The sequence below is a fragment of the Bacteroidota bacterium genome (genome assembly GCA_008933805.1).
Taxonomy (GTDB): Bacteria; Bacteroidota; Bacteroidia; order UBA8524; family UBA8524; genus SB11.
Genome location: WBUH01000005.1, coordinates 41,208 through 67,885, shown reverse-complemented (window position 1 = coordinate 67,885; position 26,678 = coordinate 41,208). Strand labels below are relative to the sequence as shown.

Annotated in this window: 29 protein-coding genes; 14 read left to right on the top strand and 15 right to left on the bottom strand. The window is 42.7% G+C overall.

The window, feature by feature from the left end:
• The first annotated feature begins 13 nt into the window (after window positions 1–13).
• The 3 genes from F9K23_06550 to F9K23_06540 all read left to right on the top strand — a co-directional run bounded on the left by F9K23_06550 (window position 14) and on the right by F9K23_06540 (window position 5,679).
• Window positions 14–2,437: a DUF5011 domain-containing protein gene (locus tag F9K23_06550; GenBank protein ID KAB2916855.1), complete on the top strand. Its 2,424-nt coding sequence runs from the start codon at window positions 14–16 to the stop codon at window positions 2,435–2,437.
• Window positions 2,438–2,645: 208 nt separating this feature from the next.
• Window positions 2,646–5,183 carry an ATP-dependent Clp protease ATP-binding subunit gene (locus F9K23_06545; protein ID KAB2916854.1) on the top strand — a complete coding sequence of 846 codons (2,538 nt, stop codon included), beginning with the start codon at window positions 2,646–2,648 and terminating at the stop codon, window positions 5,181–5,183.
• A 118-nt stretch (window positions 5,184–5,301) separates the two neighbouring features.
• Entirely contained in the window at window positions 5,302–5,679 is a 378-nt protein-coding gene (locus tag F9K23_06540; protein ID KAB2916853.1) for a glyoxalase, read from the top strand.
• A 181-nt stretch (window positions 5,680–5,860) separates the two neighbouring features.
• Here F9K23_06540 and F9K23_06535 read toward each other — a convergent pair whose 3' ends face one another.
• Complete coding sequence (locus F9K23_06535; protein KAB2916852.1) at window positions 5,861–6,712, bottom strand: phosphorylase; 852 nt, start codon at window positions 6,710–6,712, stop codon at window positions 5,861–5,863.
• Here F9K23_06535 and F9K23_06530 point away from each other — a divergent pair.
• The 4 genes from F9K23_06530 to F9K23_06515 all read left to right on the top strand — a co-directional run bounded on the left by F9K23_06530 (window position 6,681) and on the right by F9K23_06515 (window position 10,430).
• On the top strand, window positions 6,681–7,661 hold the full coding sequence (locus F9K23_06530) for a universal stress protein (GenBank protein KAB2916851.1): 981 nt from the start codon (window positions 6,681–6,683) through the stop codon (window positions 7,659–7,661). The two genes, F9K23_06535 and F9K23_06530, sit on opposite strands and share 32 nt — an antisense overlap.
• Window positions 7,662–7,900: 239 nt before the next feature.
• On the top strand, window positions 7,901–8,470 hold the full coding sequence (locus F9K23_06525) for a DNA-3-methyladenine glycosylase I (protein KAB2916850.1): 570 nt from the start codon (window positions 7,901–7,903) through the stop codon (window positions 8,468–8,470).
• A 33-nt stretch (window positions 8,471–8,503) separates the two neighbouring features.
• The gene (locus tag F9K23_06520) at window positions 8,504–9,454 is read left to right on the top strand and encodes a bifunctional riboflavin kinase/FAD synthetase (GenBank protein ID KAB2916849.1); all 951 of its coding nucleotides are present in this window, start codon (window positions 8,504–8,506) and stop codon (window positions 9,452–9,454) included.
• Window positions 9,432–10,430 (top strand): peptidoglycan DD-metalloendopeptidase family protein, encoded by a 999-nt coding sequence (locus tag F9K23_06515; GenBank protein ID KAB2916848.1) that lies wholly within the window; start codon window positions 9,432–9,434, stop codon window positions 10,428–10,430. Before F9K23_06520 ends, F9K23_06515 begins: the two co-directional genes overlap by 23 nt.
• 76 nt (window positions 10,431–10,506) lie before the next feature.
• Here the strand turns inward: F9K23_06515 and F9K23_06510 are convergent, their stop codons facing one another.
• The 10 genes from F9K23_06510 to purK all read right to left on the bottom strand — a co-directional run bounded on the left by F9K23_06510 (window position 10,507) and on the right by purK (window position 18,304).
• Complete coding sequence (locus F9K23_06510; protein KAB2916847.1) at window positions 10,507–11,064, bottom strand: hypothetical protein; 558 nt, start codon at window positions 11,062–11,064, stop codon at window positions 10,507–10,509.
• 58 nt (window positions 11,065–11,122) lie between these two features.
• On the bottom strand, window positions 11,123–12,400 hold the full coding sequence (locus F9K23_06505) for an aminodeoxychorismate synthase component I (GenBank protein ID KAB2917021.1): 1,278 nt from the start codon (window positions 12,398–12,400) through the stop codon (window positions 11,123–11,125).
• A 303-nt stretch (window positions 12,401–12,703) separates the two neighbouring features.
• Complete coding sequence (locus F9K23_06500) at window positions 12,704–13,348, bottom strand: O-methyltransferase (protein KAB2916846.1); 645 nt, start codon at window positions 13,346–13,348, stop codon at window positions 12,704–12,706.
• A gap of 17 nt (window positions 13,349–13,365) precedes the next feature.
• Complete coding sequence (gene fabG / locus F9K23_06495) at window positions 13,366–14,115, bottom strand: 3-oxoacyl-[acyl-carrier-protein] reductase (protein KAB2916845.1); 750 nt, start codon at window positions 14,113–14,115, stop codon at window positions 13,366–13,368.
• Window positions 14,116–14,222: 107 nt separating this feature from the next.
• Complete coding sequence (locus tag F9K23_06490; GenBank protein ID KAB2916844.1) at window positions 14,223–14,885, bottom strand: energy transducer TonB; 663 nt, start codon at window positions 14,883–14,885, stop codon at window positions 14,223–14,225.
• A 142-nt stretch (window positions 14,886–15,027) separates the two neighbouring features.
• Complete coding sequence (locus F9K23_06485; protein ID KAB2916843.1) at window positions 15,028–15,708, bottom strand: energy transducer TonB; 681 nt, start codon at window positions 15,706–15,708, stop codon at window positions 15,028–15,030.
• Window positions 15,709–15,794: 86 nt separating this feature from the next.
• Window positions 15,795–16,190, bottom strand: coding sequence for a VanZ family protein (locus F9K23_06480; protein ID KAB2916842.1), 396 nt, complete (start codon window positions 16,188–16,190; stop codon window positions 15,795–15,797).
• On the bottom strand, window positions 16,190–16,570 hold the full coding sequence (gene gcvH, locus F9K23_06475) for a glycine cleavage system protein GcvH (GenBank protein KAB2916841.1): 381 nt from the start codon (window positions 16,568–16,570) through the stop codon (window positions 16,190–16,192). Before gcvH ends, F9K23_06480 begins: the two co-directional genes overlap by 1 nt.
• Before the next feature lie 52 nt (window positions 16,571–16,622).
• Entirely contained in the window at window positions 16,623–17,141 is a 519-nt protein-coding gene (purE, locus tag F9K23_06470) for a 5-(carboxyamino)imidazole ribonucleotide mutase (protein ID KAB2916840.1), read from the bottom strand.
• A gap of 2 nt (window positions 17,142–17,143) precedes the next feature.
• Window positions 17,144–18,304 carry a 5-(carboxyamino)imidazole ribonucleotide synthase gene (purK, locus tag F9K23_06465; GenBank protein KAB2916839.1) on the bottom strand — a complete coding sequence of 387 codons (1,161 nt, stop codon included), beginning with the start codon at window positions 18,302–18,304 and terminating at the stop codon, window positions 17,144–17,146.
• Window positions 18,305–18,432: 128 nt separating this feature from the next.
• Here purK and F9K23_06460 point away from each other — a divergent pair, with 128 nt between their 5' ends.
• The gene (locus F9K23_06460) at window positions 18,433–18,810 is read left to right on the top strand and encodes a hypothetical protein (protein ID KAB2916838.1); all 378 of its coding nucleotides are present in this window, start codon (window positions 18,433–18,435) and stop codon (window positions 18,808–18,810) included.
• Window positions 18,811–18,827: 17 nt separating this feature from the next.
• Here F9K23_06460 and F9K23_06455 read toward each other — a convergent pair whose 3' ends face one another.
• Entirely contained in the window at window positions 18,828–19,439 is a 612-nt protein-coding gene (locus tag F9K23_06455) for a class I SAM-dependent methyltransferase (GenBank protein ID KAB2916837.1), read from the bottom strand.
• A gap of 274 nt (window positions 19,440–19,713) precedes the next feature.
• On the opposite strand from F9K23_06455, the gene F9K23_06450 reads away from it, so the two are divergent.
• Window positions 19,714–20,382 (top strand): helix-turn-helix domain-containing protein, encoded by a 669-nt coding sequence (locus tag F9K23_06450; protein KAB2916836.1) that lies wholly within the window; start codon window positions 19,714–19,716, stop codon window positions 20,380–20,382.
• On the opposite strand, the gene F9K23_06445 is transcribed toward F9K23_06450, so the two are convergent.
• The 3 genes from F9K23_06445 to F9K23_06435 form a co-directional block, all read right to left on the bottom strand.
• Window positions 20,379–20,837: a RidA family protein gene (locus F9K23_06445; protein ID KAB2916835.1), complete on the bottom strand. Its 459-nt coding sequence runs from the start codon at window positions 20,835–20,837 to the stop codon at window positions 20,379–20,381. The two genes, F9K23_06450 and F9K23_06445, sit on opposite strands and share 4 nt — an antisense overlap.
• A gap of 2 nt (window positions 20,838–20,839) precedes the next feature.
• Window positions 20,840–21,445, bottom strand: a complete 606-nt coding sequence (locus F9K23_06440) for an N-acetyltransferase (GenBank protein KAB2916834.1) — start codon at window positions 21,443–21,445, stop codon at window positions 20,840–20,842.
• Between the two features lie 143 nt (window positions 21,446–21,588).
• Window positions 21,589–22,662, bottom strand: a complete 1,074-nt coding sequence (locus tag F9K23_06435) for a branched-chain amino acid aminotransferase (protein KAB2916833.1) — start codon at window positions 22,660–22,662, stop codon at window positions 21,589–21,591.
• Window positions 22,663–22,802: 140 nt separating this feature from the next.
• Between F9K23_06435 and F9K23_06430 the strand changes: the two genes are divergently transcribed.
• The 5 genes from F9K23_06430 to F9K23_06410 are packed head-to-tail and all read left to right on the top strand — an operon-like array spanning window position 22,803 to window position 26,487.
• A complete protein-coding gene (locus F9K23_06430; GenBank protein KAB2916832.1) occupies window positions 22,803–23,270 on the top strand; it encodes a hypothetical protein in 468 nt (155 codons plus the stop codon).
• The gene (locus tag F9K23_06425) at window positions 23,270–23,842 is read left to right on the top strand and encodes a non-canonical purine NTP diphosphatase (protein ID KAB2917020.1); all 573 of its coding nucleotides are present in this window, start codon (window positions 23,270–23,272) and stop codon (window positions 23,840–23,842) included. Before F9K23_06430 ends, F9K23_06425 begins: the two co-directional genes overlap by 1 nt.
• Window positions 23,839–24,360, top strand: coding sequence for an acetyltransferase (locus F9K23_06420; GenBank protein KAB2916831.1), 522 nt, complete (start codon window positions 23,839–23,841; stop codon window positions 24,358–24,360). Before F9K23_06425 ends, F9K23_06420 begins: the two co-directional genes overlap by 4 nt.
• On the top strand, window positions 24,357–25,457 hold the full coding sequence (locus tag F9K23_06415) for a DnaJ domain-containing protein (GenBank protein KAB2916830.1): 1,101 nt from the start codon (window positions 24,357–24,359) through the stop codon (window positions 25,455–25,457). Before F9K23_06420 ends, F9K23_06415 begins: the two co-directional genes overlap by 4 nt.
• The gene (locus F9K23_06410) at window positions 25,405–26,487 is read left to right on the top strand and encodes an asparaginase (protein KAB2916829.1); all 1,083 of its coding nucleotides are present in this window, start codon (window positions 25,405–25,407) and stop codon (window positions 26,485–26,487) included. The genes F9K23_06415 and F9K23_06410 overlap by 53 nt, the downstream gene beginning before the upstream one ends.
• Window positions 26,488–26,678: the final 191 nt, after the last annotated feature.

The following is a 26,678-nucleotide window of genomic DNA, read 5'->3' as shown; positions in this document are numbered from 1 at the left end:
TTTTAATTACAATATGAAAAAATCAGTATTCACCCTATTGTTGCTAATTTGTGCCGTGCTGGTAAAAGCACAGTACCCATTGGTAGCCATTGACACTACGCAGTACATTAATCCTTCGCGTTTGGCGCAGGTTAAATACAATACTGCCGGACAAGACAGCACATGGCCCGATTATTTGAGGCCTGTACTAAGCAACCCCCGCTATGGCGATACAGTAGTTATAGAAGGTATAGTTACTTTCGACCCCGCATCATACGGTTTATCATCAAACCGCCGTTCAGCATTCATCCAAGAAGCCAGCAACCGCTCTTGGTGTGGTGTTGAAGTAATGTTTGATACTGCTGCACTTAGCCCTCGCCCTACAAAATCGGCGTTGGAAGCTGCCAGCCAGTTTGAACAAAACTTGAAAAAAGGCCGTAAAGTAAGGGTTACTGCCCGTATCGGATATTTCCAAGGTCATACCCAATTGTACGTATTGCCTATCCCTACTCAGGTAATCAGCTTGGGTAATACCATCACTCCTCAAACCATTACCATTGCCGACCTTATGGTGAACAATTCAGGTACTATGGAACCACAGTTTGCTACCGGCGAACAATGGGAAGGTGTGTATGTAGAGATTAAAAACGTAATCATTGACAACGTAAGCGCAAGCGGACAACGTTGGTTTTGGGGCGTGAAAGATGCTAACGGAAACGTATTGAGTATGCGCGACTACTCAGGCTACTACCGTAACGATAACTTGGATAACGACCCTAATACACCTGTAAACTTTACCCCTCCTGCATTGGGTGCTAAACTTAGCCACATACGCGGTGTAGTTACCGAAAGTGGAAACGCAGGCAGCAAACAATACTACTTAGCTCCGCTATACCCCAGCGATATTGCTTTGCCATTGGCTGAACCTCCAAGCGTTTCAAAAATTAAACGCAACCCAACCATTGTGTTGCCAACTTCAACTCCTGTAATCTCTGCTACCATTACTGATGATACAGCAGTAGCATCTGCCGTGTTGTACTATGCGGTAGGGTATAACAATACCACATTCACTTCAGTAAACATGACTGCCAGCGGCAGCACATACAGCGCGCAAATACCTGCACAAGCAGCCGGCACGATAGTTAAGTACTACATTAAAGCTACCGATAACAGCGGTAACTACATTTTTTCACCTGATAGCCTTGCACTAAACTCAGCTTACAAAGTATTGAACGGTGTAAACAACATCAGCGATATTCAGCAAACTCCATACAGCAACGGCGGTAGCATGTTTGTTACCGATACCTTGTTCAACATCAGCGTACCCGGTGTAGTAATATCTACCAACGCAGCTAATGATTTAGGCTTGTTCACCATCCAAGCGGGCAATGCTCCTTGGTCGGCAATATTTGTACGTCCTACCTTGGGCGACGGTGTTACTGATTGGAAACGCGGCGACTCTGTTATAATCACTCAGGCCCTTGTAACCGAAAGGTTCAACTTGGGTAGCGACCCATTCGGCAGCGTGTCAAACTCATTTGGTGTTACCTTCCTTGAAGGTGTTAAATTCACCATGGCAGGCCGTTGCAAGCAAATGCCAAACGTTGATTACTTGCTAATAGACTCGTTAATCTCTCCAACCTTTAGCAAAGAGCCTTACGAGGCAATGCAAGTACGTTTTACCAATGCTTACGTAATCAACGAAAACCCTGATGCTCCCAGCAACTTTGGTGAGTTTAGCGTACATACCAACCAAAACGCAACCGTAGGTTTCCGTGGCGAAAACTACTCAAACGATTTGGGCTTTACCTTTAATACCGATTCATTAAACAACGGCGAGTTGTTACCTGTTTTCCAAGGTACTATGTCATACGCACACGGTAACTGGAAAATGTACCCGCGTAACCGTACCGATGTTGGCAAACGCGGTGATTTGATTGCTCCTTACATTGTTAAAATAGGTGCTGATACCGTATACCACCCAAGAGGCCAAAAGTACACTGATTTGGGTGCTACTGCTTGTGATGATATGGATGGTAACATCAGTGCTAATGTAAACATCAACACATCAACCGTTGATTCTTCTACCGAAGGTACTTACATCGTAACCTTTACAGTAGCTGATGCTGCCGGAAACAATGCTGCCCCTGTTACCCGTGTGGTAATAGTACAAAAAGGCCAAAGCATTGCTGATTTGGGTAAAAACATCAACATGGGTCTATACCCTGTACCGGTTGCAAACACCCTAAATCTAGCCATCGGCTGCAATTATGATGATGTAGCCACTGTAAACATTCTTGATATTACGGGCAAAACCGTAGCTACCCATAACATCAGCTTCTCAGCAGGAAATAACACTATTTCTCTGCCTGCAGATGCCTTATCGTCAGGTATCTACTTCTGCCAGTTTAGCAGTAAATATTTTAACAGCGTACAAAAGTTTGTAGTAGCTAAATAAAAATACGTTCACGATAAACTCGCTTTTATCTATTAAAAAGCCGCCTTTGAACAAAAAAGGCGGCTTTTTTGTTTAGATTTATGTACATTACAATACAATTTGCGTTGTAATGTTCCTAACCCGGTTTGGGATTGTGGGTACAAAATGGAATTATATTTGTAATTTCATACTACGAACAGCTTTTTTAAGGAAAGGATATATAAAATAAATGGAAGCTAAATTTTCGCCCCGTGTAAAGGAAGTAATACAATACAGCAGGGAAGAAGCCATTAGGCTGGGGCACGACTACATTGGTACCGAACATTTGTTGTTGGGTATAATACGCGAAGGCGAAGGCAAGGCTTTACAGGCGTTGCGTTTGCTTGATGTTGACCTTATCAGGCTTAAAAAGTCGATTGAGGATAATATCAGGGGCACGGCTACGGGCACCACAGCTAATCTAAACAACATACCCCTTACCAAACAGGCCGAAAAGGCATTGAAAATAACCTATCTGGAGGCTAAGATTTTTAAAGCCGATGTGATAGGTACTGAACATCTTTTACTGTCAATATTGCGTGATGAGGACAATGTGGCATCACAGGTATTAAGCCAATATGGCGTTACCTATGAAATTTTTAAAGCCGCATTGGAAGATAATGTGCCCGATGTACGCAATGAATTTCCTGCCGACTCTCCCGAAGATTATTACCGCGAAGAGAAAAAGGCCAACGAAGGAAAGAAACCCGACAGTAAATCTAAAACTCCCGTGCTTGACAACTTTGGCCGTGATTTGACCAAAGCAGGCGAGGAAGGTAAGCTTGACCCCATTGTGGGCCGTGAAAAAGAAATTGAGCGTGTATCGCAAATTCTTAGCCGCCGTAAAAAGAACAACCCTGTATTGATAGGTGAGCCCGGTGTAGGTAAAACCGCCATTGCTGAAGGTTTGGCCTTGCGCATTATTCAGCGCAAAGTATCAAGGGTATTGTTTAACAAACGTGTGGTTACGCTGGATTTAGCCTCGCTGGTAGCCGGTACCAAGTACCGCGGCCAGTTTGAAGAGCGTATGAAAGCCGTGATGAACGAGTTGGAGAAATCGCCCGATGTGATATTGTTTATTGATGAAATACACACCATCGTAGGTGCAGGTGGAGCATCAGGTTCATTGGATGCTTCAAATATGTTTAAACCTGCGTTGGCACGTGGCGATATACAATGTATTGGTGCCACCACTTTGGATGAGTACCGCCAGTATATCGAGAAAGACGGAGCGTTGGAACGTCGTTTCCAAATAGTGATGGTAGAACCTACCAGCCCTGAAGAAACCGTTGAGATACTAAACAACATCAAAGAAAAATACGAAGAGCATCACTCGGTTACTTACACTCAAGAAGCCTTGGCAGCTTGCGTGCAACTGAGCAACCGTTACATGAGCGACCGCTTTTTGCCCGACAAAGCCATTGACGTGCTGGATGAAGCAGGTGCCCGCGTGCATTTGAACAATATACACGTGCCCGAAGGTATTTTGGACTTGGAGCGTAAGATTGAGGACATTAAGGTTGAGAAAAACCGTGTAGTGAAAAGCCAGAAATACGAAGAGGCTGCTAAACTGCGCGATAAAGAAAAACAACTGATAGAGCAGTTGGACGCCGAAAAAGCCCGTTGGGAAGAAGAAACCAAAACCCAGAAATTTACCGTAACCGAAGAAGACGTAGCCGAAGTGGTAGCAATGATTACAGGTGTGCCTGCTAAGCGTATTGCACAAAGCGAAGGTTTGCGTTTGCTTAAAATGTCGGAAGAATTGAAGGGTAGGGTAATAGGACAGGACAAAGCCATTGAAAAACTGGCCAAAGCCATCCAACGTACCCGTGCGGGATTGAAAGACCCCAACCGTCCCATCGGTTCGTTTGTATTCTTAGGGCCTACCGGTGTGGGTAAAACCGAATTGGCTAAAGCCCTTTCACGTTATTTGTTTGACAGCGAAGAAGCCCTGATACGTATTGATATGAGCGAATACATGGAAAAATTTGCCGTATCAAGGTTGGTGGGTGCACCTCCGGGATATATCGGTTACGAAGAAGGCGGACAGCTTACTGAAAAAGTACGTCGCAAACCTTACAGCGTTATTTTGTTGGATGAGATTGAAAAAGCTCACCCCGATGTATTTAACATACTGTTGCAGGTGTTGGACGAAGGCTTTTTAACGGATAGCCTTGGCCGTAAGGTGGATTTTAGGAATACCATTATCCTAATGACTTCAAACATCGGTTCACGCCAGTTGAAAGACTTTGGACAAGGTGTTGGTTTCAGTACAACAGCCAAATCAACAGCTACAGATACCAACTCAAAATCGGTGATAGAAACAGCGTTGAAACGTTTCTTCTCGCCTGAGTTCTTAAATCGTATCGATGATGTAATTATCTTCAATCCGTTGACGAAAGAAGATATTATATTGATATTGGATATAGCTGTGGCTAAGTTGGAGAAACGCATTGAGAGCGTTGGTTTTAAAATTAAACTTACCGATAGTGCTAAAGAGTTTTTGGCCGATAAAGGGTTTGACGCCGATTTTGGTGCCCGCCCGTTGAACCGTGCCATTCAAAAATACTTGGAAGACCCTATTGCCGAGGAAATTTTGAAACACGAGTTGGCTGAAGGTGAGGTAATTGAGGTATCGCATGAGAAAGATGCCGAGGAGTTGAAGTTTGGCGCAGCCCCTAAAAAGGAAAGCAAACGCAAAAAAGATACTCCTGCTGAAGAGAACTAAAATTTATGTCCACCAATAAGTTAAGCCCGGATAAATTTTTATCCGGGCTTTTTTGTTTTTTAGATAATCGTATTTATATTATCATCATAATAAAGTTGAAAATTTAAACAATCAAACTATGGAACGATTAGCCCCTAATTTATTTGTTAAAGACATTAATGCGTCTATTGAGTTTTACAAATCGCTTGGTTTCTTAACCGTTGTAACTATGCCCGAAGCTGTTCCCTACGATTGGGCTATGCTGGTGAACGGCAGCGTTACGATAATGTTGCAAACCATGACGAGTTTGGGTAACACACTACCCCAAATACACCGTGAACCCGGAGGCTCGCTGTTGCTGTATATCAATATGCAAAACATACAGCAGTTTTACGATGGGTTTGTTTACAAAGACGCCATTTTAACCAGCTTGGAAACCACCTTTTACGGGGCGGTTGAGTTTAGCGCGCTAGACCCTGACGGTTTTGTAATCACCTTTGCTGAAAACAATAACTAAGCACCACTATAATAAAACTATCTATTGCAGCCCCGCCCCACGCGGGGTTTTGTGTTTGTGTTGTGGGCAATGGGTTTAAACCCATTGTTATTGAAATTACCTTGTGAAACGGGACTTAAGTCCCGTTTCACAAGGTAATCGCAACAGAACAGGATTTCAATCCTGTATTCAAATAAAAATATCAAATAGTAGTAAGCACCTTCTCTATCATCTGCTCCACAATCTTTTCAGGGTTTTTAGAAAACTCATTTGTAACCCTGTTGGCCAATATGGCATTAACCGATATGGCTTTGTGCCCCAAAATATCGGCCATAGCGTATATACCCGCTGTTTCCATCTCCATGTTTGATAGGCGGAAACCGTTATAATTTACTTTGTCCATCTTCTCAAACAAGCCAAACAAGGTTGAAAACAAACGCACGTGGCGGTTTTGCGGGCCGTAAAACCCGGGGCAGGTAAGGGTGATACCTTTACCAAATTCATTCCCCAGCGGAAGTTCTAATGTAGCATTAGCGGCATACGGCACACACAGGTTAAAAATTTCGGGGGCATTGTGTTTCAACTCATTTAACAAATCAGTATTTCCCGCAAAATCATAAAAAGCCATAAAGCCATCCAACCCCACCGCATGGGCCGATACCAGCAGTGAATCCACCGGAATATCCCGTCGCAGGCTGCCTGTAGTCCCTAAACGTATAATGTTCAAACTGTGCAATTCAGGTTTCACCTGCCGGCTGTCAAAATCAATATTCACCAACGCATCCAGCTCGGTAAGCACAATATCAATGTTATCCGTCCCAATCCCAGTGCTAACTACCGATAGGCGTTTATTACCAATGTATCCCGTGTGTGTAACAAACTCGCGGTGGTGGCGTTCCAGCTCAATCCGGTCGAAAAACTTAGTTACTTTAGCCACCCTTTCAGGGTCGCCCACAAAAAAAACAGTATCGGCAATATCACCGGGGCAAAGGTGCAGGTGATAAATAGAACCATCAGGGTTGATGATTAATTCTGAAGGGCTGAGATTTGTCATGCGCGTTGCTAAGGTAAAATCTTTAAATTCGTGCACAAACCAAAAAACTATAATTATGCAAGAAGGGAAAAAAAATAACACCATACTGGTTCCCACAGACTTTTCAAAGGTGGCTGACAATGCAATGCACCACGCTGTAGCCATAGCTAAAACCTACGGAAACGAAATTTTGCTGCTGCACATTGTTGAAGAGAGTTTCTTAGGTTCCCTTTTCGGCTCAAAAAACAACATTAAAGAAGGGCTTGTAGGCCAAATGTTGCAAGATAAATTGAACGAAGTTTGCAAAAATATTATGGAAACCAGCGGTGTGAAAGCCAACGGGATTATCCGTGAAGGCCGTATATACAAAACAATTTTAGAGGTTGCCGGTGAGATTGATTGCGATAGTATTGTAATGGGTACTATGGGTGCTGAAGGTTTGGGACAAATAACAGGAAGTAACTCATCGCGAGTAATTTCGCAAGCCGAAGTGCCTGTAGTTGTTGTAAAAGAAAAACAAATAGGCGAAGGATATAAAAACATTGTTTTCCCTGTGGATTTAACCTTGGAAAGCAAACAAAAAACATGGTGGGCCATCCATTTGGCTAAGAAATTTGATTCTACCATTCACATTATCGGTGAGCATGAAAGCGACCAGTTTTTGCGCAACAAATTGTTGGCTAACCTGAAAGCTATTGAAGAGGTGTTGATTAAAAACAATGTGAAGTTTACCAGCAAGATATTGGACGATGAGAAATACCCCGGTAAGTTTTATTTAGATACCCTGCAATTTGCTGACGAAATAAACGCCGACCTTATTATGATTATGACCCAACAAGAAAAAGGCTTTAGCGAGTTTTTGATTGGTTCATACGCACAACAGATTGTAAACTACCACTCAAGCGTACCCGTAATGTGTATCGTGCCCCGTAACACAGGCTTGGTGCCCATTGGTTGGTCAGGTTTCTAATTCATGTGCCTGTCTCAATAGCAACGGGTTTTATACCCGTTTGTACCGACGGGCATAAAGCCCGCCGTTGTTGCAATGTTGCGTCCCGAATGGTTTTAAACCATTCGGGACGCTGCTTTTATAAGCCCTGAATTTTATATTCAGGGGATCTTTTTTGGAGTTTTCCCAAGCAAATTAAAAGTCCGTTTCCGCTCGCACAAATACCTAACTCGTCCTATATTTGAGTTTACCATATCACTATGCACCGTTGCAATTGGACACAAAACGATGAATTGATGAACCGCTACCACGATGAGGAGTGGGGTGTGCCGCTGCACGACGACCGCAAGCACTTTGAGTTTTTGGTGTTGGATGCTTTTCAGGCGGGTTTGAGTTGGAAAACCATTTTGCACCGCCGCGAAAACTTTCGCAGCGCGTTTCACAATTTTGACCCTGAAATAATAGCAAAGTATGGCGAAGAGGATGTAGGCCGCTTGCTGGCCGATGCGGGTATTATCCGCAATAAACTTAAAATAAATGCGGCGGTTACCAATGCGCAACAGTTTTTGCGCTTGCAAAAACAACACGGCAGTTTTGATGCGTACATCTGGCAGTTTACAGGGCACAAAACCCTGCAAAACAGTTGGGAAACCTCAGGCCACATCCCTGCTAAAACCGTCGAAAGCGATGCCATGAGCAAAGCCCTGCAAAAAGAAGGGTTTAAGTTTGTAGGCTCAACCATTTGCTATGCCTATATGCAGGCTGCCGGAATGGTAAACGACCATATTTTACCCTGTTTCCGTTACGGGCAAGTAAACAATATGCCTTAACTTTGCCCTACTTTTTTACCACTTGTCCCTGTAATGAAAGTTTACCGAAGCCTTGAAGAGTTTGAACCGTTGGCCAATGCTGTAGTTACGCAGGGCACTTTTGACGGGGTACATATAGGCCACCAAAAAATCTTAGACCGTGTGCGCAATATTGCCGCCCAAAAAGGTGGCGAAAGCGTGCTGCTTACCTTTTTTCCGCACCCGCGTATGGTGTTGCAGCCTGATGATAATACACTACGCTTGCTTAGCACTACCGAAGAAAAAATTGAACGCTTGCGCAAAGCAGGTATCGACCATTTGCTGGTGATACCTTTTACCCTTGAGTTTTCTCGCCAGTCATCAATGCAGTTTGTGCGGGATGTGCTGGTAAATACTATCGGGGTGAAAACCCTCGTTATTGGATACGACCATCGTTTTGGCAAAAACCGTGAAGGAAGCATGGAAGATTTGCACGAGCTGGGGCAGGTGTATGGTTTTGAGGTAGAAGAAATACCCCCGCAGGATATTGACGATGTAACCGTAAGCTCTACCAAAATACGCAATGCCTTGCAAGAGAGCGAAGTGGACGTGGCCGCAAAGTTTTTGGGCTATCATTATCCCATAAGTGGCAAGGTAGTTGCCGGTAACAGCCTGGGTAAAACCATCGGGTTTCCTACGGCTAATATAGTGGTGGAGGAAACCTATAAGCTGATACCCAACGATGGTGTGTATGCGGTGCGGGTGATTGTGGACGGGGAGATTTACGGTGGGATGGCAAACATGGGTAAACAACCTACGTTTGATAACCGTAACCACGCATTTGAAGTTCATATTTTTGATTTTAATGCCGATATTTATGGCAGGATTATAAGGGTTGAGTTTGTGGCGCACTTGCGCAGCGAAATGAAGTTTAGCGGGGTAGATGCCCTAATTGCCCAACTGAAGCAGGATGAAAATACTGCCCGAAACGTTTTGACAATTGATGAGAATAGAAAACTGGCTTAAAGCACTGGTATGCTTTTGGATGGTATTTACAATACCACAAATACCCCTGCGTGCCCAAATTGACGAGGAAGAGGAAGAAACCGGAGACGCCGAAGAACATGATGGCGAACTGGACGATGAGCCTGATTCAACTTTTGAAGAATACCTAAGTACAATCGGGTATTATTTTGATACTACCCTTATACCCGCATCTAATCTTTATCCTGTTTGGGATACGAAACGCATACACGTTTACGACCAAGATATTTCACAAATCAGCGATACTACTATGGTGGTATTGCAGGATGGCGGTGATTGTTTTTTCCATCCGCCTTGTTTTGGCTATGTAACCTCAAGTTTTGGTTATCGCCAAATGCGCCGCCGCCGCAAGGGACGTATGCACTATGGTACTGATGTGAAGCTGTACACGGGCGACCCTGTGTACTCAACGTTTGACGGTGTGGTGCGCATTGCCCAATACAGCAGCAGTTATGGTTACGTAGTGGTAGTGCGCCACTACAATGGGTTGGAGACGATATATGCCCACTTTAGTAAGTTGCTTACCAAACCCGGCATGGTGGTGCGTGCAGGAGACCCGATTGGGCTGGGCGGTAATACCGGACGTTCGTACGGTAGCCACTTGCACTTTGAGATACGTTTTAAAGGAATTGCGTTTGATGCTACCCGCATTATTGATTTTGAAACGGGTAAGCTAAACAGCGACACCATCTACATTGATAAGAGCTTTTTTCCTCACTTGTCAAAAACCAAGAGCTCAAAATCAAAAAAGAGCAAGGATAAAAAAGATAAGAAGAAGAAAAAGGGGGAAGATAAATCAACCGAGAAGGGCGGAGCAAAATATTACACGGTACGTTCAGGCGATACCTTATCATCCATAGCGGTGAAACATGGTACTACTATTACCAAAATATGCCAGCTGAACGGGATAAAGAAAAACTCTATCCTGCGACCGGGAAAGCGGCTCCGAGTCAAGTAAAACACAAAATCCTGTGAGGATATAAAAACAAAAGGCTGCCCTTGGGCAGCCTTTTGTGTATAATTAATATTTTGTACTAAAAATCATCCACATTGCGGTTTACTTTCTTGCTTTCGCTCAATTCGTAATCGCTGGTAAAATCTACAGTAAACAACTGGTTGATACTTTCATTAACTAGTGAAATGCGCACATCGTCAATATTCCAGTAGTATTGTTTGCCCGAAACCGCGTCTTCTTCTTTAGTCGGTTGACCGAATTTGTTTAGCAAAATGTACTTCATCTCGCCAAATTGCTTGCTTTCGCCGGTCATTATCACACCAATAAAGCGGTCGTTGTTATTAAATACATAGTACAAAGTTTTTAGCAACACAGTGCCCACCATCATATCATCATTGGCAATAAAGTAAGCGTTTTTACTTTTATCGCTGTATTGGGTTGATTTTTCAAAGGTAAGTTTCACCCCGTCAACAAATACTGAATCTATGTGCGTTCCCCATAAGATATCCCTGAAACCCGGCAATGAGTAGGTTTCAGAAGCCGGAGGAGCGGCTTTCTTGTTTTTTGCGCCGTTTTGGGCTACAGCAGTTGATGCCAAAGCCGTAAAGGCAAGTACTATTAATAAATATTTTTTCATTGTGAGAAAGAGGTATTTAATGTGTGACAAAAATAAACTTTCACCTAAAAGTAACTAATTAAATTTTCCCACCCCACAAACTGTTAATTGCCAAAGCCTTCAACATGCATTCGTCGAATTCTTCTTGCGGAATAGAATCGTAGGTAATAGCACCGCCTACGTGGTAGGATAAATAGCCGTTAGCGGCGTTATACAGCAATGAACGTATCATTACATTAAAATCAAAATCGCCTTGCGGGGTGATGTAGCCCATTGCTCCTGAAAACAAGCCTCTTTTACTTTCTTCGTACCGTTCAATCAACTGCATGGCCATTACTTTGGGCGCACCCGTCATAGAGCCCATCGGGAAAGCCCTTGCAATGGCATCTGCCCAATGTTCACCTTCTTTCAGTTGTGCAGTTACGGTTGAAATCATTTGGTGTACTTGGGGGAAGGTATAAATGCCGAACAGTTCTTCTACTTTCACCGTACCAGCAACAGCACTGCGGGCGAAATCGTTGCGTACCAAATCTACTATCATCACATTTTCAGCCATCTCTTTGATAGAATTGCGCAGGTTTCGCTTCATCGTTTCATCTTCATCGGTAGTACTGCCACGTTTGGCCGTCCCTTTGATGGGCTGTGAAATAAGTTTGCTGCCGTCTTTCATCAAAAATCGTTCGGGGCTGGCGCTTAGTGCGTATCGTTCGCCTTCAAACTTACCAAAGGCGGCAAAGGGTACGGGTGAGATGGCAAGTAAATCTAAATAGGTGTGCAGGGGACTTATAGAAGCATTTTCAGCAAAAAACTCCATGCACAGGTTCATCTCATACACATCACCTTCTTCAATGTGTTGGCGTACGCTCTCTACTTTTTTAATATAATTCTCTTGACTGATGCGGGGGGTAAACGTAATATGCTGTCGGTTGCTTTCGTAGCCAACTTCACTCGCCATTATGGCATCATACACTGCTTGGGGGGCATCGGCCATAATTTCAACTTCGTTTCCTTTAATGGAGACTAATTGCTGCGGTACAAAAAAGAAGAGAGTAGGGAAGCCCAACCCATCGGCATTTTCTGACGATAGCTTTTCTAAGCCGTTTTTTAAGTCATAGCCTAAATAACCCAGTAGCCAATCGTTGTGCTGTGTCTGAAACCGTTTTAGCTGTTCAAAAGCCCCCTCGGTATTTTCCAGCTTCAATATTGCTTTGGCTCCTATGCCGGCCAGCATTTCGAAACGGTTATAGTTGCAGGCAGCTTTGTTGCTGTTGCTATCCAAACACACCGAGGTCTCAAAACGGTTTGCATAGGCATACAACCGCTGTTTAAAGGTAGTGAGTACTTCCGTAGATACTATAAAGGTTTGCTGTGCCAAGCAGTGAGTTTCTTTTTGCAATCATACATAACAACAGGATAGTAAACAATACTAAAGACATTGGGTATAGCATTGGCAAGGATTGCAGTAAAGCAGGCTATTACTGTCTTTTACTTTTTGTTTGGGCAAAAAGTAAACAAAAAGCCCACCACGAAAACCAAATTTAAGCTTTCTACCCATGTCAACCCTTCAAGAGCATAAAAAAATTACCTGCCTAAAGGACTGTGAAATCCTTTGGGCAGGTAATAAATAGGTATAACAAGCTACGCTTGCTAAAAACTACAGTTATTTTTTGCGGATAACGTTTAACCCGTCACGCACAGGCATTAACACGTTTTCTACACGTAGGTCGGCCAGCACTTTTTTGTTAAACTCGTTCAGGGCTTTGGTTTCAACGTCTTTTGCCAGTTCTTTTTCATCCAGCACTTTTCCGCTCCACAATACGTTGTCAGCCACAATTATGCCGCCCGTACTAAGTTTATCAATTACCAAATCGTAATACGCGGCGTAGTTTTCTTTATCAGCGTCCAAAAACACCAAATCAAACGTTTCATCAAGCGTAGGAATAATCTCCAACGCATTGCCGATGTGAAACTTGATTTTATTCTCTAAACCTGCTTGATTTATGTAGTTACGTACCATTGTTTCCAACTCCTCGTTGATATCAATGGTATGCAGAACACCGTCTTCGGTAAGTCCCTCGGCAAAGCACAAAGCGCTGTAACCTGTGTAGGTGCCGATTTCTAAAATACGGCGGGGACGCAGCATTTTGCTAATCATAGCAAGTATGCGGCCTTGTATGTGCCCGCTAAGCATACGGGGCATCAGTACGTTGGCATACGTTTCACGGTTCAGCGCCTGCAATACTGAGTTCTCAGGGCTGGTGTGGTCTTCGGCGTACTGGTTGATTTTTGGGTCTAAGAAATCCATGGTGTGTTATCCCTTAATTACATCAGCATACCACCGTCCACGTTAATGGTTTGGCCGGTAATATACGTACTCATATCGCTGGCCAAAAACAGGCACAGGTTGGCTACATCTTCGGTAGTTCCGCCGCGTTTCAAAGGAATTGCATCGGCCCAGCCTTTTACTACTTCGGGGTCAAGCGCAGCAGTCATTTCAGTTTCAATAAAACCGGGAGCAACCGAATTGCAACGGATGTTGCGGCTGCCTAATTCTTTGGCTATTGATTTGGTAAAACCAATCATACCTGCTTTTGAGGCGGCATAGTTGGCTTGTCCCGCATTACCCATCACACCTACTACTGAGGTCATGTTAATGATTGAGCCTTTCTTTTGCTTTAAGAAGGGTTTTAATGAAGCTTTGGTAAGGTTGAATACTGATTTAAGGTTGGTGTTTATTACCTCGTCCCATTGCTCTTCGGTCATACGCATCAACAAGGTATCGCGGGTAATCCCTGCGTTGTTAATCAGTGCATCCAATTGACCGAAATCAGCCAATACATTGTTCACCAACTCTTCGGCTTGTGTATATACTGCAGCATCGCTTTGGTAGCCTTTGGCCTTTACACCGTATTTTTCGGCAAGCTCTGCTTCAAAAGCACGGGCTTTTTCAACACTTGATGCAAACGAGAAAGCAATATTGCAGCCTTGCTCGGCAAATTTTTCAGCAATTCCGCGTCCTATCCCGCGAGAAGCACCTGTAATGAGGGCTACTTTATTTTCCAATAATTTCATAGTAGTAGTTTGTGGCGCAGCAAACCTAATTTAATTATTGCAAAAGATATAAATGCAACGGTAAAAACCTTTGCGGGTTTTTAGTTTTTGGCGAAAGACAGACGGTATTAATTTAATCTGAATTTTATGGGGACACGCATTTCCACGCGAACAAGGTTGCCGTTTTGTTTTCCGGGATTCCACATCTTATTGGTCAGTTTCAACACTCGGATAGCTTCGTTTGTTAAAGACTCATGAGGGGTTTTCAACATTTTTATATCACTAATGCTACCATCCTTGTTAACTACAAACCCCAAGAAAACATTTCCCTCAACTCCCATTTCAACAGCAATTTCAGGATACACTATTTTTTGGGCTATAAAAGTCTTAAAGGCAGTTTCACCACCAATAAACTCAGGCATTTGTTCAGCGATGGTAAAAATGTTATTACTATTATCAACAGGGGGTTCAGAGTATAATACAGGCTCAGAGTATATAGAATCAGGCTCCGGATAAAGCGGGTCAGATGGATCATAAAGAGGATCTAAAATATCCATCACTACCCTTTCCTTGTTCTTTTTGTCTTTTGAAGTCGTGTCGGTAGTATCCAGCGTTGTTTTACTTTCTTTTTTTAAAGTATCAATACCGGAATACAAATGGGGGGCAGCTACTGTATTTAGTTTCTCTGCAAGTGATTTGTTTTCTTGCCTAAGATAAAAATATAGCGATACCAAGCTTATTAAAAGCAGACTTAGAGTAATAATAGCAGTTCTACCTTTATTTGTTTTCATAGGTATATCCGTTTAAATAGTCGGACTTTTAGTAGGTTTACATAGTTAACGAAAAGTTTAAAGAAGAAGTTGGTATATGTCAATAAAAAGAAAACCCCGCTAGTAAATCCTAGCGGGGTTTTCTTTTATTGTTCTCTTAGTATTATTTCAAACGGAATTTAACAGGCATAGAAACTTTTACCCTTACAGGTCTGCCCCTTTGTTCGCCCGGTGTCCACCTCATCATTTTGGCAACACGGATAGCTTCAGCTGCGCAATCATCATCAAATGATTTTACTGCTTTAATATCGTTTAGTGAACCATCCTTCTCAACAATAAACTGTAGTACTACAGTTCCTTGTTTGTTGTTTTCAACCGCCAAAGGAGGGTAAACAAGGTGTTTTACAATAAAGGCTTGCCTTGCAGCATCACCACCCGGAAATTCAGCTGGCTTCTCAACAATTTCAAAAACTTCATTTTCATTTGTATTTTCAGGCTCCGGCTCAGGAGTAGGAGGAGCAGCGTAGGTAGTTGTTTGATATTCAGTGTCTTCAGGCAAGTCTAAGTCGATATCTTGTGTTTCAACGTCATCTTCTACCACTTCAACGGTTGTTGGCGGTGGTGGGGGAGGAGCCGGTGGGGGAGGCTCGTTTTGTTGAGTAATATCGGGTAATTCTTCGTTATCGCTCTGAACGTCGTATGTCGCCTCTTCAACTACAACTTCTTCGTATTGGGTGAAAGTGAAAGCATACAGCGTAATAAGCTCTGCTATCAGAAACCCTGCAAGAAAAAAGGTAGATACGTACCTCTTTAAATCGTATTTCGGATTCTTTTTTAGTTCCATAAAATTACGTTTCAAATATAAACCCTTTTTGTTAATACACAGTGAAGGGTAAATGGTAAACGATTTTTTTTAGTGAAAAGTTTAAATCAGTCTCTTTTTTTTGCGCGTTGCTTGAAATAAAAGAACACCAGCCACCCGGCTATAGCACCTATTATGTTTGCCAGCATATCCATGATATCCATAGTACGCCCGCTAAGTGCGTAGCCCTGCAAAAGTTCAATAAAGCCACCGTATAAAACAGTGATGATAAAGGCTCTTATGCCCACAGCGTTACGTTTATACGAAAACACATACTGTTTTAGGTGGGCTATTGCCAAAAACCAAAACTGTATGGCAAACAATCCCATGTGGGCCAGTTTATCAAACGATATTAAATCAATGAGCTTAAAGGTAACTATACCTTTAACAGGCATAGTGCACAGCACTAAAATCAAAAATGCCCATATAAGGGCATTTCGATAATATTTAAAAAAGTTACGCATTACGCGTTTATAAGTTCAGCGTATTGGGCAGCGGTAAGTAAATCGCTAACTTCAGCAGGGTTGCTCATTTCTATTTTCACCATCCAACCACTACCGTAAGGGTCTTGGTTTACACTTTCGGGGTTTGAATCAAGCCCGTCATTTTTTTCAATTACAGTACCGCTAAGGGGCAAAAACAAATCGCTAACGGTTTTTACAGCCTCTACTGTACCAAAAACATCGTGTTGGTTCAATCCTTCGCCAACAGTTTCAATTTCAACATACACAATATCGCCAAGTTCGCCTTGTGCAAAATCTGTAATGCCTACGGTAGCAATGTTTCCTTCAATGCTAACCCACTCGTGGTCTTTGGTGTACTTAAGGGTATCAGGTATATTCATTCGTTTTTAATTAAAGAAGCGGTCAAATTTAAAATAATAGTGCCAACAAATGTTAGCCTTCGTAATAATTTTTATGGCCTAGTTTTTCTAAGCGGCCAGCCTTTTCTTCTACCTCGTGTTTCATTTGTTGGCGGTACTCTACCATTTTATCATTCAACACACTATCGGTAGTGGCAAGTATTTGCACAGCCAATAACCCGGCATTTTTAGCACCGTTGATGGCAACGGTAGCAACAGGTATGCCCCCCGGCATTTGTACAATAGAGTATAATGAATCGATACCGCTCATTGCTTTTGATTGAACAGGCACGCCAATAACGGGCACATGAGTAATGGCAGCTACCATACCGGGCAGGTGTGCAGCACCGCCGGCACCGGCTATAATAAGTTTTAGCCCGCGTGAATGTGCATTTTTGGCATAGATATACATACGCTCAGGTGTGCGGTGGGCACTTACTACGCTTATTTCGTACGGTACATTAAACTCGTCAAGTATTTCAGCAGCAGCACGCATTACAGGCAAATCGCTGTCGCTGCCCATTATTATTCCAATTATAGGGGTATCACTCATGATTAGGCAGGTATAAAGGTAAGGGTGTTTTTAACAAAGGTAGCTTTTTGCTTTGCCTCCTCCAATGTGGGGGCTATAATACTCACGTGCCCCATTTTACGCATGGGGCGGCTTTCTTTTTTATTGTATAAATGGATGTAAATGCCCGGCATTGCCATTACTTCTTCAATGCCGCTTAAGCGGTATTTTCCGCTAAAGCCTTCGGCACCTAAAAGATTGAGCATAACCGCAGGCTGGATAAGGGTAGTATCGCCCAAAGGCAATCCTACTAAAATGCGAAGTAATTGCTCATACTGCGAGGTATAACAGGCTTCAATAGTATGGTGGCCACTGTTGTGCGGGCGGGGCGCTACTTCGTTTACAAGTATATTCCCTGCCTTGTCTAAAAACATCTCCACCGCAAAAATGCCTATGCCCTGCATTTTTTCAATGGTTAGCGTGGCTATGCGGCGGGCTTCGTCCTCAACGGCGTTGCTCACTTGTGCAGGGCAGGCCAAATACTCAACAAGGTTGGCAATTGGGTCAAACTCCATTTCAACCAAGGGAAAAGTAGTTGTTTTTCCTTCACGGTCGCGGGCTACAATTACGCTCAGTTCTTTTTCGCACTCCACAAATTGCTCCAGCATACAGGGGCTGTCAAAAGGGATGGAAGCGGCACCGCTCAGAATATCGGCAGCATTGCAAAGGGCTACGCCTTTGCCATCGTACCCATCGGTGCGGCTTTTGGCTGCAAATTTTGTAAACCCTGATGTGGTAAGGGCTTCCTTCCAATCGGCGGGAGAGTTTACCAATACAAAAGGTGCAGTGGGTATATTATTATTGGCATAAAACTGCTTTTGCAGTCCTTTGTCTTTTATAATCTCAAGTATTTTGGGTGATGGGATAATCAGTTTTCCTTCTGCTTCTAATTGGTGCAGGGTGTCAACTCCTACGTGTTCAATTTCATAGGTAAGCACATCACTTATGGCAGCAAGTTGACGTATTTTATCCGCGTCGGTAAGGGTGCCCACTATTTGTTCATCGGCTATGCGTGATGCAGGGGCATGGGCATCGTTTTCTAAAATATTACAATATATATTAAGGGGTTGGGCTGCTTCTATCAGCATTTTACCCAATTGCCCTCCTCCAATTATCCCTATGCGGGTATTCAAGTCGGCTTGCATGCGGCAAAGGTAAATAAACAGTTTTTAATCTTGTAGGGATGAAGTGTGAGCAATACTTATTGGGCCTTTTATCGAATAAATATTTATTAACTATTTGATTAGATAAGTCTTTAATAGATTTGTTATTGATGGAAAACAATAACACAAACAATTCGCAAGAGCAATCGGTAGAAACATTGTTTGACTATACTTTAAATCTACTGGTGATTGAGAAGAAGAAAACATGGGAAGTAAAAAATATGCTGGTTGAACAAGGTGCAACCCCTGAAGCCGCTGCTAAAGTAGTAGATACAGCTAAACAGCGATTCAACTCGATGATTATTAAAAAGGCCAATAAAGATATGCTCTTTGGGGCTTTATGGTGCGTGGGAGGTATTGCTGTTACTATATTTACATATGCTGCTGCATCAGGTGGCGGGCGCTATGTGGTAACCTACGGAGCTATTATTTGGGGGGCCATCCAGTTTTTTAAAGGGTATTCATCCAAATCGCAGATTATATATTAAGTACGCATTATTTTAAGTTACACTGCTTTGTGTTTGAAACTGCAAAACACAAAGTTTTGAACAGTATTGAACGGGGTAGTGTGGTTTATAGTGAAACACTCCTGCGGCGTGAAATTAGCGGCAAACAGGTGTTGCAACTCTTCTTTACTGTATTGGGTAATATCAAGACCACTACATTTTTTGGGTCCTTCGGTTGAAAATGTACCGATTATCAACTGTTCATTCACCCATTTACTTGTCAGGGCTATGTATGCAGCAATATTTTCAGGTGTGGTAAGAAAATGGAAAGCGGCTCTATCGTGCCATACATCATAAGTTTTTGTAGGCTTAAACTCATTAATATCGCATACAATCCATGTAACCTTCTCTGCGTCTTTACCTAAACGTTGTTGGGCTCTTTTAATAGCATTTGCCGATATATCAAGCACCGTGATATCTTCATATCCGGCTTCAAGCAAACAATCAACAAGTTTGCTATCACCGCCGCCAATATCAATTATGGCTGCGCTTTCGGGCAAGTTAAGTCCGTTAATTAAATCTAACGATGTTTGTGGCCTTTCCTGTGTCCAACTTACTTCATTGGGCTGCTTGGTTGCGTACACTGTTTCCCAGTGGGTTTTCATATCCATGCCACAAAGATACAGGGGCTATTCTCTTTGCATACAGCCGAATACAGTATAAAAGTTACTTTTCATGGCAGTTTTTTGTTCATAAAAGCATGCAATACCATTGTAATCATTTCTATACATTTTTAAGTGTCTTAATAACAGGTAGTTGACTCTGTTTCTCGATTTTTTCAACGATTTATAAACAAATATGTTTCTTTAAAAAGAAATAAAAATGTTTATTAATTTGAAAATCCGCTAAATGTATCATTACATTTGTTGCTGAAATAGAAATAAAATGGAAGCCTTAAATAAAGCATACAAAGAGCTTGCTTATAAAAAAGGGCTAACCCTGCAGGATGTTAGCCAACGGTTGGGCATGAGCTATCAAAACCTTAACCGCTTACTTACAGCTAAAGACATTAAGCTATCGCAAGCCGAAAAACTGGCATCAGCCATCAACGAACCTGTTGATACATTGCTGCAAATCCTTTCTCAACGTCATCCCGAAAACAAAAAGGGCAAGCCCTATACCGTGGCTGAAGAAACCGGACTAACGGTAAACGAGCCACAGATACCCTATTATAATGTTGACGTTACAGCCTCGGCATTTCCTGTGTTTGCTGATGAGCGCGAAGAACCCGAGTATTTTATTTCTATTCCGGCCTTTAAAGATTGCGATTTTGCAGTGCCTATATACGGCGATAGCATGTACCCCAAAATTAAGAACGGGCACATTGTGGCAGTGAAAGAGGTGAAAAACAAAGGGGTGATATTGTACGGCGAGATTTACTTGGTGATAACCGAAGATTACCGCACAGTGAAATACATACGCAAGCATCCCGGTGATGTGAGCAAAGTATTATTGTGCAGTGAAAACCCTTCGTTTGATGATGTGGAGATACCCGTTGACTCTATACTACGCCTGTTTAAAGTACGCGGTCAAATTTCAATCAACGTTAATTAAGGGTTTAGGGTAAAGGAGGCTGTAAGCCCAATGCAAAAATTGCGGGGCAGTTTGTGAACGCCGAAAATAGTGCGGGTGTGCTTGCCTTTATCTCCCAATACAGTTAAGAATAAATCCGAGGCACCGTTAACAGCTATCGGGGCATCGTCCCAATCGTCGGTACTTTGGTAAAACGCTTCAATATGGTTTAGCCCAAGTATAGCATCAAAGCCTATTTTCTCGTGCACTTGTGCAATCACATTTAAAGCGCACAGTTGCATAGCTTTATAGCCTTCATCGGTAGTAATTTCATTCCCCAGTCTGCCTTGATACAAATAGTTTCCGTTAAATATTGGAAACTGAACGGCCACATAGGCAATATTTCCTCTCACGTTTACTGAAACGTATGAACCACCCGGAGTTGATATTTGCGGAAGTTCCAGACCGAGTTCAGTAAGCTTTACAGCAATATTCATACTTAGGATTGTCCTTTTTGATTAAGCAGGTTTGTTGCAGCTAAAAGAATTTCTTGGGTGTTTGATTGAATAGCAGGGCTTGAAAAAGCAATGGTAGCTTTAGGTTCGGCTGGGTGTTTCAGTAAGGTGCGGTGCAACCATACTACATCAACCCAGTTACCGTTTTTGTATCCCACCTTTTTATATACGCCCACAGGTGTAAAACCCATTTTAACGTGAAACATGGTGCTGCCCTCGTTAGGTTGGGCAATACCGGCGTATAAGTTTATAAAATTTTGTGCTGCAAGTATTTCAAACAAGGCATTGTATAGTACTGTTGCAATACCTTTTCTCATAAAATCATCGTGTACGTAAATTGAGCTTTCGGCACTCCATGCGTACCCCGGTCTATCGCGGTGTTTGCTTGCATAGGCATATCCCACAATCACACCGTCTGCTTCGGCAATCAGCCAAGGAAAATTAATTAATAGCTCTTCTATTTTCGTTGCATAGTTGGAGACATCGCTCACCTCATATTCAAATGAAACTGTTGTGTTTTTTACAAATGGTGAATAAATGGCCAAAATTCCTTCAGCATCCTCTTTTCGGGCAACTCTAAGGCTAATCATTAATAAAAACTAAAAGGTTAAAAACTATCAACGTTAATAAATATACAGGCTTTGCACCTTTACATAAGCAAGGGCAATAATCTAAAATCCATACACTACACACACGTACCGAAAATCTTGAAAAGCCCCTTAGGGGCTGTAATTTATATACGCACTACCCAACCAAACGGGTCTTCAGCTTTACCGGTTTTTATATCGGTAAGCGTTTTGCTCAGTTTGTTTGAGTATTCCCAAGTCTCATGCCCGTTTAGGGTATAATCCTTGTCGTTGTAATTAATAACAATAATAGGCACCAGTGTTGCAGCAGTTCCTGTGGCAAACACCTCTGTTACAGTGCCGTTTTCAATCCCTTCAATAATCTCAATGATTGAAACAGGTCTTTCCTCCACTTCCACGCCCCAGCTTTTCAATAACTGTATCACGCTGTCGCGGGTAATACCTGCCAATATTGTACCGTCAAGATTAGGTGTAACTACCTTATCACCTATGCGCACAAACACGTTGGTTGTACCAGTTTCTTCAATATACTTATGCTCCTCAGCGTCTGTCCACAACACCTGCATGTATCCTTGAGCTTGTGCTTCACGAGTTGCCAACATTTGCGAGCCGTAATTACCGGCACATTTTGCAAACCCAACACCGCCTTTAAAAGCGCGTGAGTACTGGGTAGCTACTTTTACCTTTAACGGCTGCAGATAATAAGCATTAACAGGGCAGGTAAAAATGCTGAAACGGTAAGTTTCACTAGGTTTTACCCCAATAAACGCATCGGTACCGAACATAAACGGACGAATGTACAAACCGCTGCCTTCAGTTGTTGGTATCCAATTACTGTCGGTTTTCACCAATGCAGTAAGGGCTTCCATAAAATAATCTTCGGGCAATTCAGGCATACACATACGGGCTGCCGATATGTTTAGCCGTTTCAGGTTATCCGTCGGGCGAAACAAAAGTGGCGCTCCATCAGGCCCCTTTTGCGCTTTCATCCCTTCAAAAATTGCTTGTCCGTAGTGGATGGCCGATATAGCCATGCTCATAGGCACTTCCCCATAAGGCAAAATCCTCGCATCCGTCCAAACACCGTTTTGGTAATCAATAATCAGTTGGTGGTCAGAAAAAACCTTACCGAATTGAATATTGTTAAAGTCAACCTTTCCGATATTAGACTCGGTAACACGGGTAATTGCAATAGGAAGCCTTGTTGCACTTTCGCTCATTTCAATAAAAAATTAAACACACAGGTAATACAAAGAACAAGCCGGCGGGGTAACAAGTAAAAACTGTGTATAACCTTACGCAGCGGCATTATAATTTGCGTGCAAGTTTACATATTTTCCAATACAAACAAATTGATATTATGCTAAAAATGCAGGAAGGTGCAGTGAGGTTGTTTTTTGAAGGAACCACCTTGTATGTGCCCAAGCAAAAAAAGGCCGAAGGGGTTGCTTTTGAGTACGAAGGAGAGAACAACCGGTATATACTAATGCTCTTTAACCACGGAGAAAAAGGGGCATTACCGGCTAAGAACAAACCTTTTTTAGAAAAGATTTTGGGAGCGGTAAAAATGACTTTTAAGGATGTGGCTATGATGAACATTGCCAATACACAACCAGCGTTTGAAGATTTGAAGGGATATTTTGTGCCCGCAGCTTTGTTTTTGTGGGGGATTGAACCGCAAACGTTGGGCATAAAGGCTAATAAATATGAACCTATACTGTTTGATAAGGTGAAGGTGATTTGCTTAGACAGCTTACCGGAGATTGAAAGCAACGACGAGTTGAAGAAGAAACTGTGGAGCATTTTGAAACAACATTTTTTACAATGATGGAATTGGTTTTTGCTACCCAAAACCCCCACAAAGCCCGAGAAATTGAGGCAAAGCTGGGCGATGGGTTTACAATTATAAGTTTAGATACACTGGGTATTACTGAAGAAATACCTGAAACTGCGCCCACACTTGAAGGTAATGCGCTGATGAAAGCCCGCTACGTGTATGAAAAAACAGGCAGGAATTGTTTTGCAGACGATACAGGACTTGAAGTAGAAGCCCTAAACGGTGAACCGGGTGTTTACAGTGCCCGCTATGCCGGCCTTCAAAAAAATCCTGAGGATAATATACGCTTGCTGCTTGAAAAGCTTCAACCGCACAGCAATCGCAAAGCCCGTTTTAGAACAGTGATAGCCTTAATAATAGAAGGTAAAGAATACACGTTTGATGGTATAGCCGAAGGAGAAATAATAAGCAGCAAAAGGGGAGAAGAAGGTTTTGGCTACGACCCTGTGTTTGTACCTGCCGGGCATACCCGCACATTTGCTGAGATGACTTTGGATGAAAAAAACGAGTTGAGTCATCGCGCTAAGGCATTTGCTAAAATGAAAGAACATTTGAAGCGATGAGTTCCGGTGAAAAAGTAATATTACGGCCAGCCACTATTGCCGATATTGATGTATTGCGCAGTTGGGACGAACAGCCCCATGTGATAGAATCTTCACCCAACGACGTATGGGATTGGGAGTATGAATTGCCCCGTATACACGATTGGCGCGAGTTATTGATAGCCGAAGTAAATGGCCGTCCGGTGGGCTTTATAATGGTAATTGACCCTGAAAAAGAGGAAACCCACTATTGGGGTGATGCACCGCCTAATTTGCGGGCATTGGATATTTGGATTGGTGAAAGTACCGACCTGAACAGAGGCTACGGCACACAAATGATGCAACAAACATTGGAACGGTGTTTTAGCAATCCAAAGGTTACGGCTGTAATTATTGACCCATTGGCAAGTAATACCAATGCCATACGCTTTTATCAACGAATGGGATTTGTGTTTACTGAACACCGCTGGTTTGAAGAAGATTATTGTGCCATACATCAAATAACGCGCAATGATTGGGAAGCCCTAAATAAGAAATAGAATTGGCAACCGTACAGCAATACTATGATATACTTGGGGTAAGCCCCAATGCCTCAATACAGGAGATTGTGCGTGCATACCGCAAAAAGGCGATGCAGCTGCACCCCGACCGTAACCCTGCCCCTGATGCTACTCAACAGTTTATATTGTTAGAAGAAGCATATAAATACCTTAAGAATTTAAAAGAAGGGAAAGTTGCACAAAGCGGCAGCACCCAAGAGGCAGAGTTTGCCCGCTGGTGGCAGCGCGAGCAGGATAACACACGTCGCCAAGCACAAGAACGTGCCCGTATGCGCTACGAAGAGTTTGTAAACTCAGAAGAGTATAAGCTTGAAACCGCTAAAGACACCCTTACCAATGTTTTTTTTACTGCTCTCACGGTAGTCATACTGTTTATAGCACCGGTATGGGCCGTTATTACCCACGGCTGGGTTGGATTTTTTTTAAGCGTAGTAGTAATATTAGTTACGCTGCCGCTAAGTCTTGCCGTGCTGATACAAACCAAATTACTGCGCGAGTCTGTACGTAATTTTCCCTCAGCAGTTAAATACCTACTTAAGTTTACTTGGCTCGATTCTATCAAAGAGAACCCTGTTTATCTTATGGGGTTTTCATTACTTGTAAACGGCGCGATTATACTTAAAATCACCCTTAGTACAGTACTGCCCACTTTTGTTATTGTGCCTTTGTACATAGGTGCTATTGTAGGCGGCTATTGGTGGGCTTACAGAAAAAAGATATACGACCGTCATATACAATCTATTTATGGGTTTTTGTTTGCTCCTTTGTTGCTAAATAGTTTGTTTTTAATTAATTACTTAGTCAGTTTTAATCCGCATACGGAAACTTATAGGTATATTTCTAAAGTTGACGATAGTGCCGACTTTTCTTACAGGCGAAGCAGTACCATGCGTTTTGTGAAAGGTGAATATTCCAATTATCACGGGTTGCGCACTTTTGCCAGCTATGATAAGGTGAAGATGGGTAATCAAGCAACCCTTTACTTTAAGAGGGGTATATTAGGACTTAGAGTGCTAAAGGATTATGAAGTGCACTGGGTGGACGAAAAACCCGAAGAGACGATACAACCGTATTAAACCAACAACAATGACAAACCCGATTTTAGTAGAAATATACCGCAACAATGTGCTTGAGAGCTTTCACCGCGGGGTGGTATGTGTGGTAGACAGGGATAACAATATTATATACAGCGAAGGCGATGTGCAGCAAATATGCTACCCCCGCTCGGCATTAAAACTAATCCAAGTATTACCCTTGCTTGAGAGTGGTGCAGTTGAGCATTTTGGTTTCACTTTAGAAGAAATAGCCATTATGTGCGGCAGCCATAACGGTGAGGAGGAACATCAACGGGTGGTAAACTCTATTTTGACTAAGATAGGGTTGGATAAAGAAAGCCTGTTTTGCGGCCCGCAATACCCCACCGACCGAAAAACAGCCAACCAGTTAATAAAAGATAGCGGCAAGCCGCATCACATCCACAATAATTGCAGTGGTAAGCATGCCGGATTTTTGGCCTATTGTGTGTTTATGGGATGGCCGGTACAAGATTATATAAACCCTAATCACCCTGCACAGCAGGCCATTATGCAGGCTACTTCAGAGTTGTACGAATATCCTAAAGAAAGTATGGTGGTGGCACTTGACGGATGTTCGGCACCTATATTTTCCATATCGGTGTACCATCAGGCGGTAGGGTATAAAAACTTGGTACATCCTGTAAAATTCAGTCCTGAACGACAAAAAGCCTGCGCCACAATTATTGAAGCAGTGAGTAAATATCCCTATATGGTGGCCGGACGTAACCGCTACTGCACTGAAATGATGCAGGTGTGTGCTCCGCGTATTATTGGTAAAACAGGTGCCGAAGGGGTTTTTTGCATGGGATTGACCGAAGAAAAAATTGGTGTTGCCATTAAAATTGATGACGGCGAAATGCTGCCTCAATACAACGTGGCACAACGGTTTATTGAAGCCACAGGCATTTTCACCCCTGAACAACTGGCTCCGTTAAAACACTACGAGCGCGAAGAGCTGAAAAACTTTAACCAGTATGTAACCGGAGAAATCCGCACGACAGACGGTTTGTTTGAAGGCTTGGTTTTGTAAACAGCATTTTTTATGACAGATTAAAATCTGTCTCTGTTAAAATTACCTGCTTGCAAAGGACTTAAGCCCTTTGCAAGCAGGTAATTTTGGTAGCATGGGGTTTCAACCCCAAGACTTTTGGTATACCCCCACCACACCACTATTATCTTTTCGATAAAAAAGCCTAATAAAAAATGCTCTTTGCCGTTATA

Bases quoted from the DNA above. Each gene is read 5' to 3' on its own strand.
- F9K23_06550 (KAB2916855.1), top strand. From the start codon at position 14: ATGAAAAAATCAGTATTCACCCTATTGTTGCTAATTTGTGCCGTGCTG.
- F9K23_06545 (KAB2916854.1), top strand. From the start codon at position 2,646: ATGGAAGCTAAATTTTCGCCCCGTGTAAAGGAAGTAATACAATACAGC.
- F9K23_06540 (KAB2916853.1), top strand. From the start codon at position 5,302: ATGGAACGATTAGCCCCTAATTTATTTGTTAAAGACATTAATGCGTCT.
- F9K23_06530 (KAB2916851.1), top strand. From the start codon at position 6,681: ATGATTAATTCTGAAGGGCTGAGATTTGTCATGCGCGTTGCTAAGGTA.
- F9K23_06535 (KAB2916852.1), bottom strand. From the start codon at position 6,712: ATGACAAATCTCAGCCCTTCAGAATTAATCATCAACCCTGATGGTTCT.
- F9K23_06525 (KAB2916850.1), top strand. From the start codon at position 7,901: ATGCACCGTTGCAATTGGACACAAAACGATGAATTGATGAACCGCTAC.
- F9K23_06520 (KAB2916849.1), top strand. From the start codon at position 8,504: ATGAAAGTTTACCGAAGCCTTGAAGAGTTTGAACCGTTGGCCAATGCT.
- F9K23_06515 (KAB2916848.1), top strand. From the start codon at position 9,432: ATGAGAATAGAAAACTGGCTTAAAGCACTGGTATGCTTTTGGATGGTA.
- F9K23_06510 (KAB2916847.1), bottom strand. From the start codon at position 11,064: ATGAAAAAATATTTATTAATAGTACTTGCCTTTACGGCTTTGGCATCA.
- F9K23_06500 (KAB2916846.1), bottom strand. From the start codon at position 13,348: ATGGATTTCTTAGACCCAAAAATCAACCAGTACGCCGAAGACCACACC.
- fabG (KAB2916845.1), bottom strand. From the start codon at position 14,115: ATGAAATTATTGGAAAATAAAGTAGCCCTCATTACAGGTGCTTCTCGC.
- F9K23_06490 (KAB2916844.1), bottom strand. From the start codon at position 14,885: ATGAAAACAAATAAAGGTAGAACTGCTATTATTACTCTAAGTCTGCTT.
- F9K23_06485 (KAB2916843.1), bottom strand. From the start codon at position 15,708: ATGGAACTAAAAAAGAATCCGAAATACGATTTAAAGAGGTACGTATCT.
- F9K23_06480 (KAB2916842.1), bottom strand. From the start codon at position 16,190: ATGCGTAACTTTTTTAAATATTATCGAAATGCCCTTATATGGGCATTT.
- gcvH (KAB2916841.1), bottom strand. From the start codon at position 16,570: ATGAATATACCTGATACCCTTAAGTACACCAAAGACCACGAGTGGGTT.
- purE (KAB2916840.1), bottom strand. From the start codon at position 17,141: ATGAGTGATACCCCTATAATTGGAATAATAATGGGCAGCGACAGCGAT.
- purK (KAB2916839.1), bottom strand. From the start codon at position 18,304: ATGCAAGCCGACTTGAATACCCGCATAGGGATAATTGGAGGAGGGCAA.
- F9K23_06460 (KAB2916838.1), top strand. From the start codon at position 18,433: ATGGAAAACAATAACACAAACAATTCGCAAGAGCAATCGGTAGAAACA.
- F9K23_06455 (KAB2916837.1), bottom strand. From the start codon at position 19,439: ATGGATATGAAAACCCACTGGGAAACAGTGTACGCAACCAAGCAGCCC.
- F9K23_06450 (KAB2916836.1), top strand. From the start codon at position 19,714: ATGGAAGCCTTAAATAAAGCATACAAAGAGCTTGCTTATAAAAAAGGG.
- F9K23_06445 (KAB2916835.1), bottom strand. From the start codon at position 20,837: ATGAATATTGCTGTAAAGCTTACTGAACTCGGTCTGGAACTTCCGCAA.
- F9K23_06440 (KAB2916834.1), bottom strand. From the start codon at position 21,445: ATGATTAGCCTTAGAGTTGCCCGAAAAGAGGATGCTGAAGGAATTTTG.
- F9K23_06435 (KAB2916833.1), bottom strand. From the start codon at position 22,662: ATGAGCGAAAGTGCAACAAGGCTTCCTATTGCAATTACCCGTGTTACC.
- F9K23_06430 (KAB2916832.1), top strand. From the start codon at position 22,803: ATGCTAAAAATGCAGGAAGGTGCAGTGAGGTTGTTTTTTGAAGGAACC.
- F9K23_06425 (KAB2917020.1), top strand. From the start codon at position 23,270: ATGGAATTGGTTTTTGCTACCCAAAACCCCCACAAAGCCCGAGAAATT.
- F9K23_06420 (KAB2916831.1), top strand. From the start codon at position 23,839: ATGAGTTCCGGTGAAAAAGTAATATTACGGCCAGCCACTATTGCCGAT.
- F9K23_06410 (KAB2916829.1), top strand. From the start codon at position 25,405: ATGAAGTGCACTGGGTGGACGAAAAACCCGAAGAGACGATACAACCGT.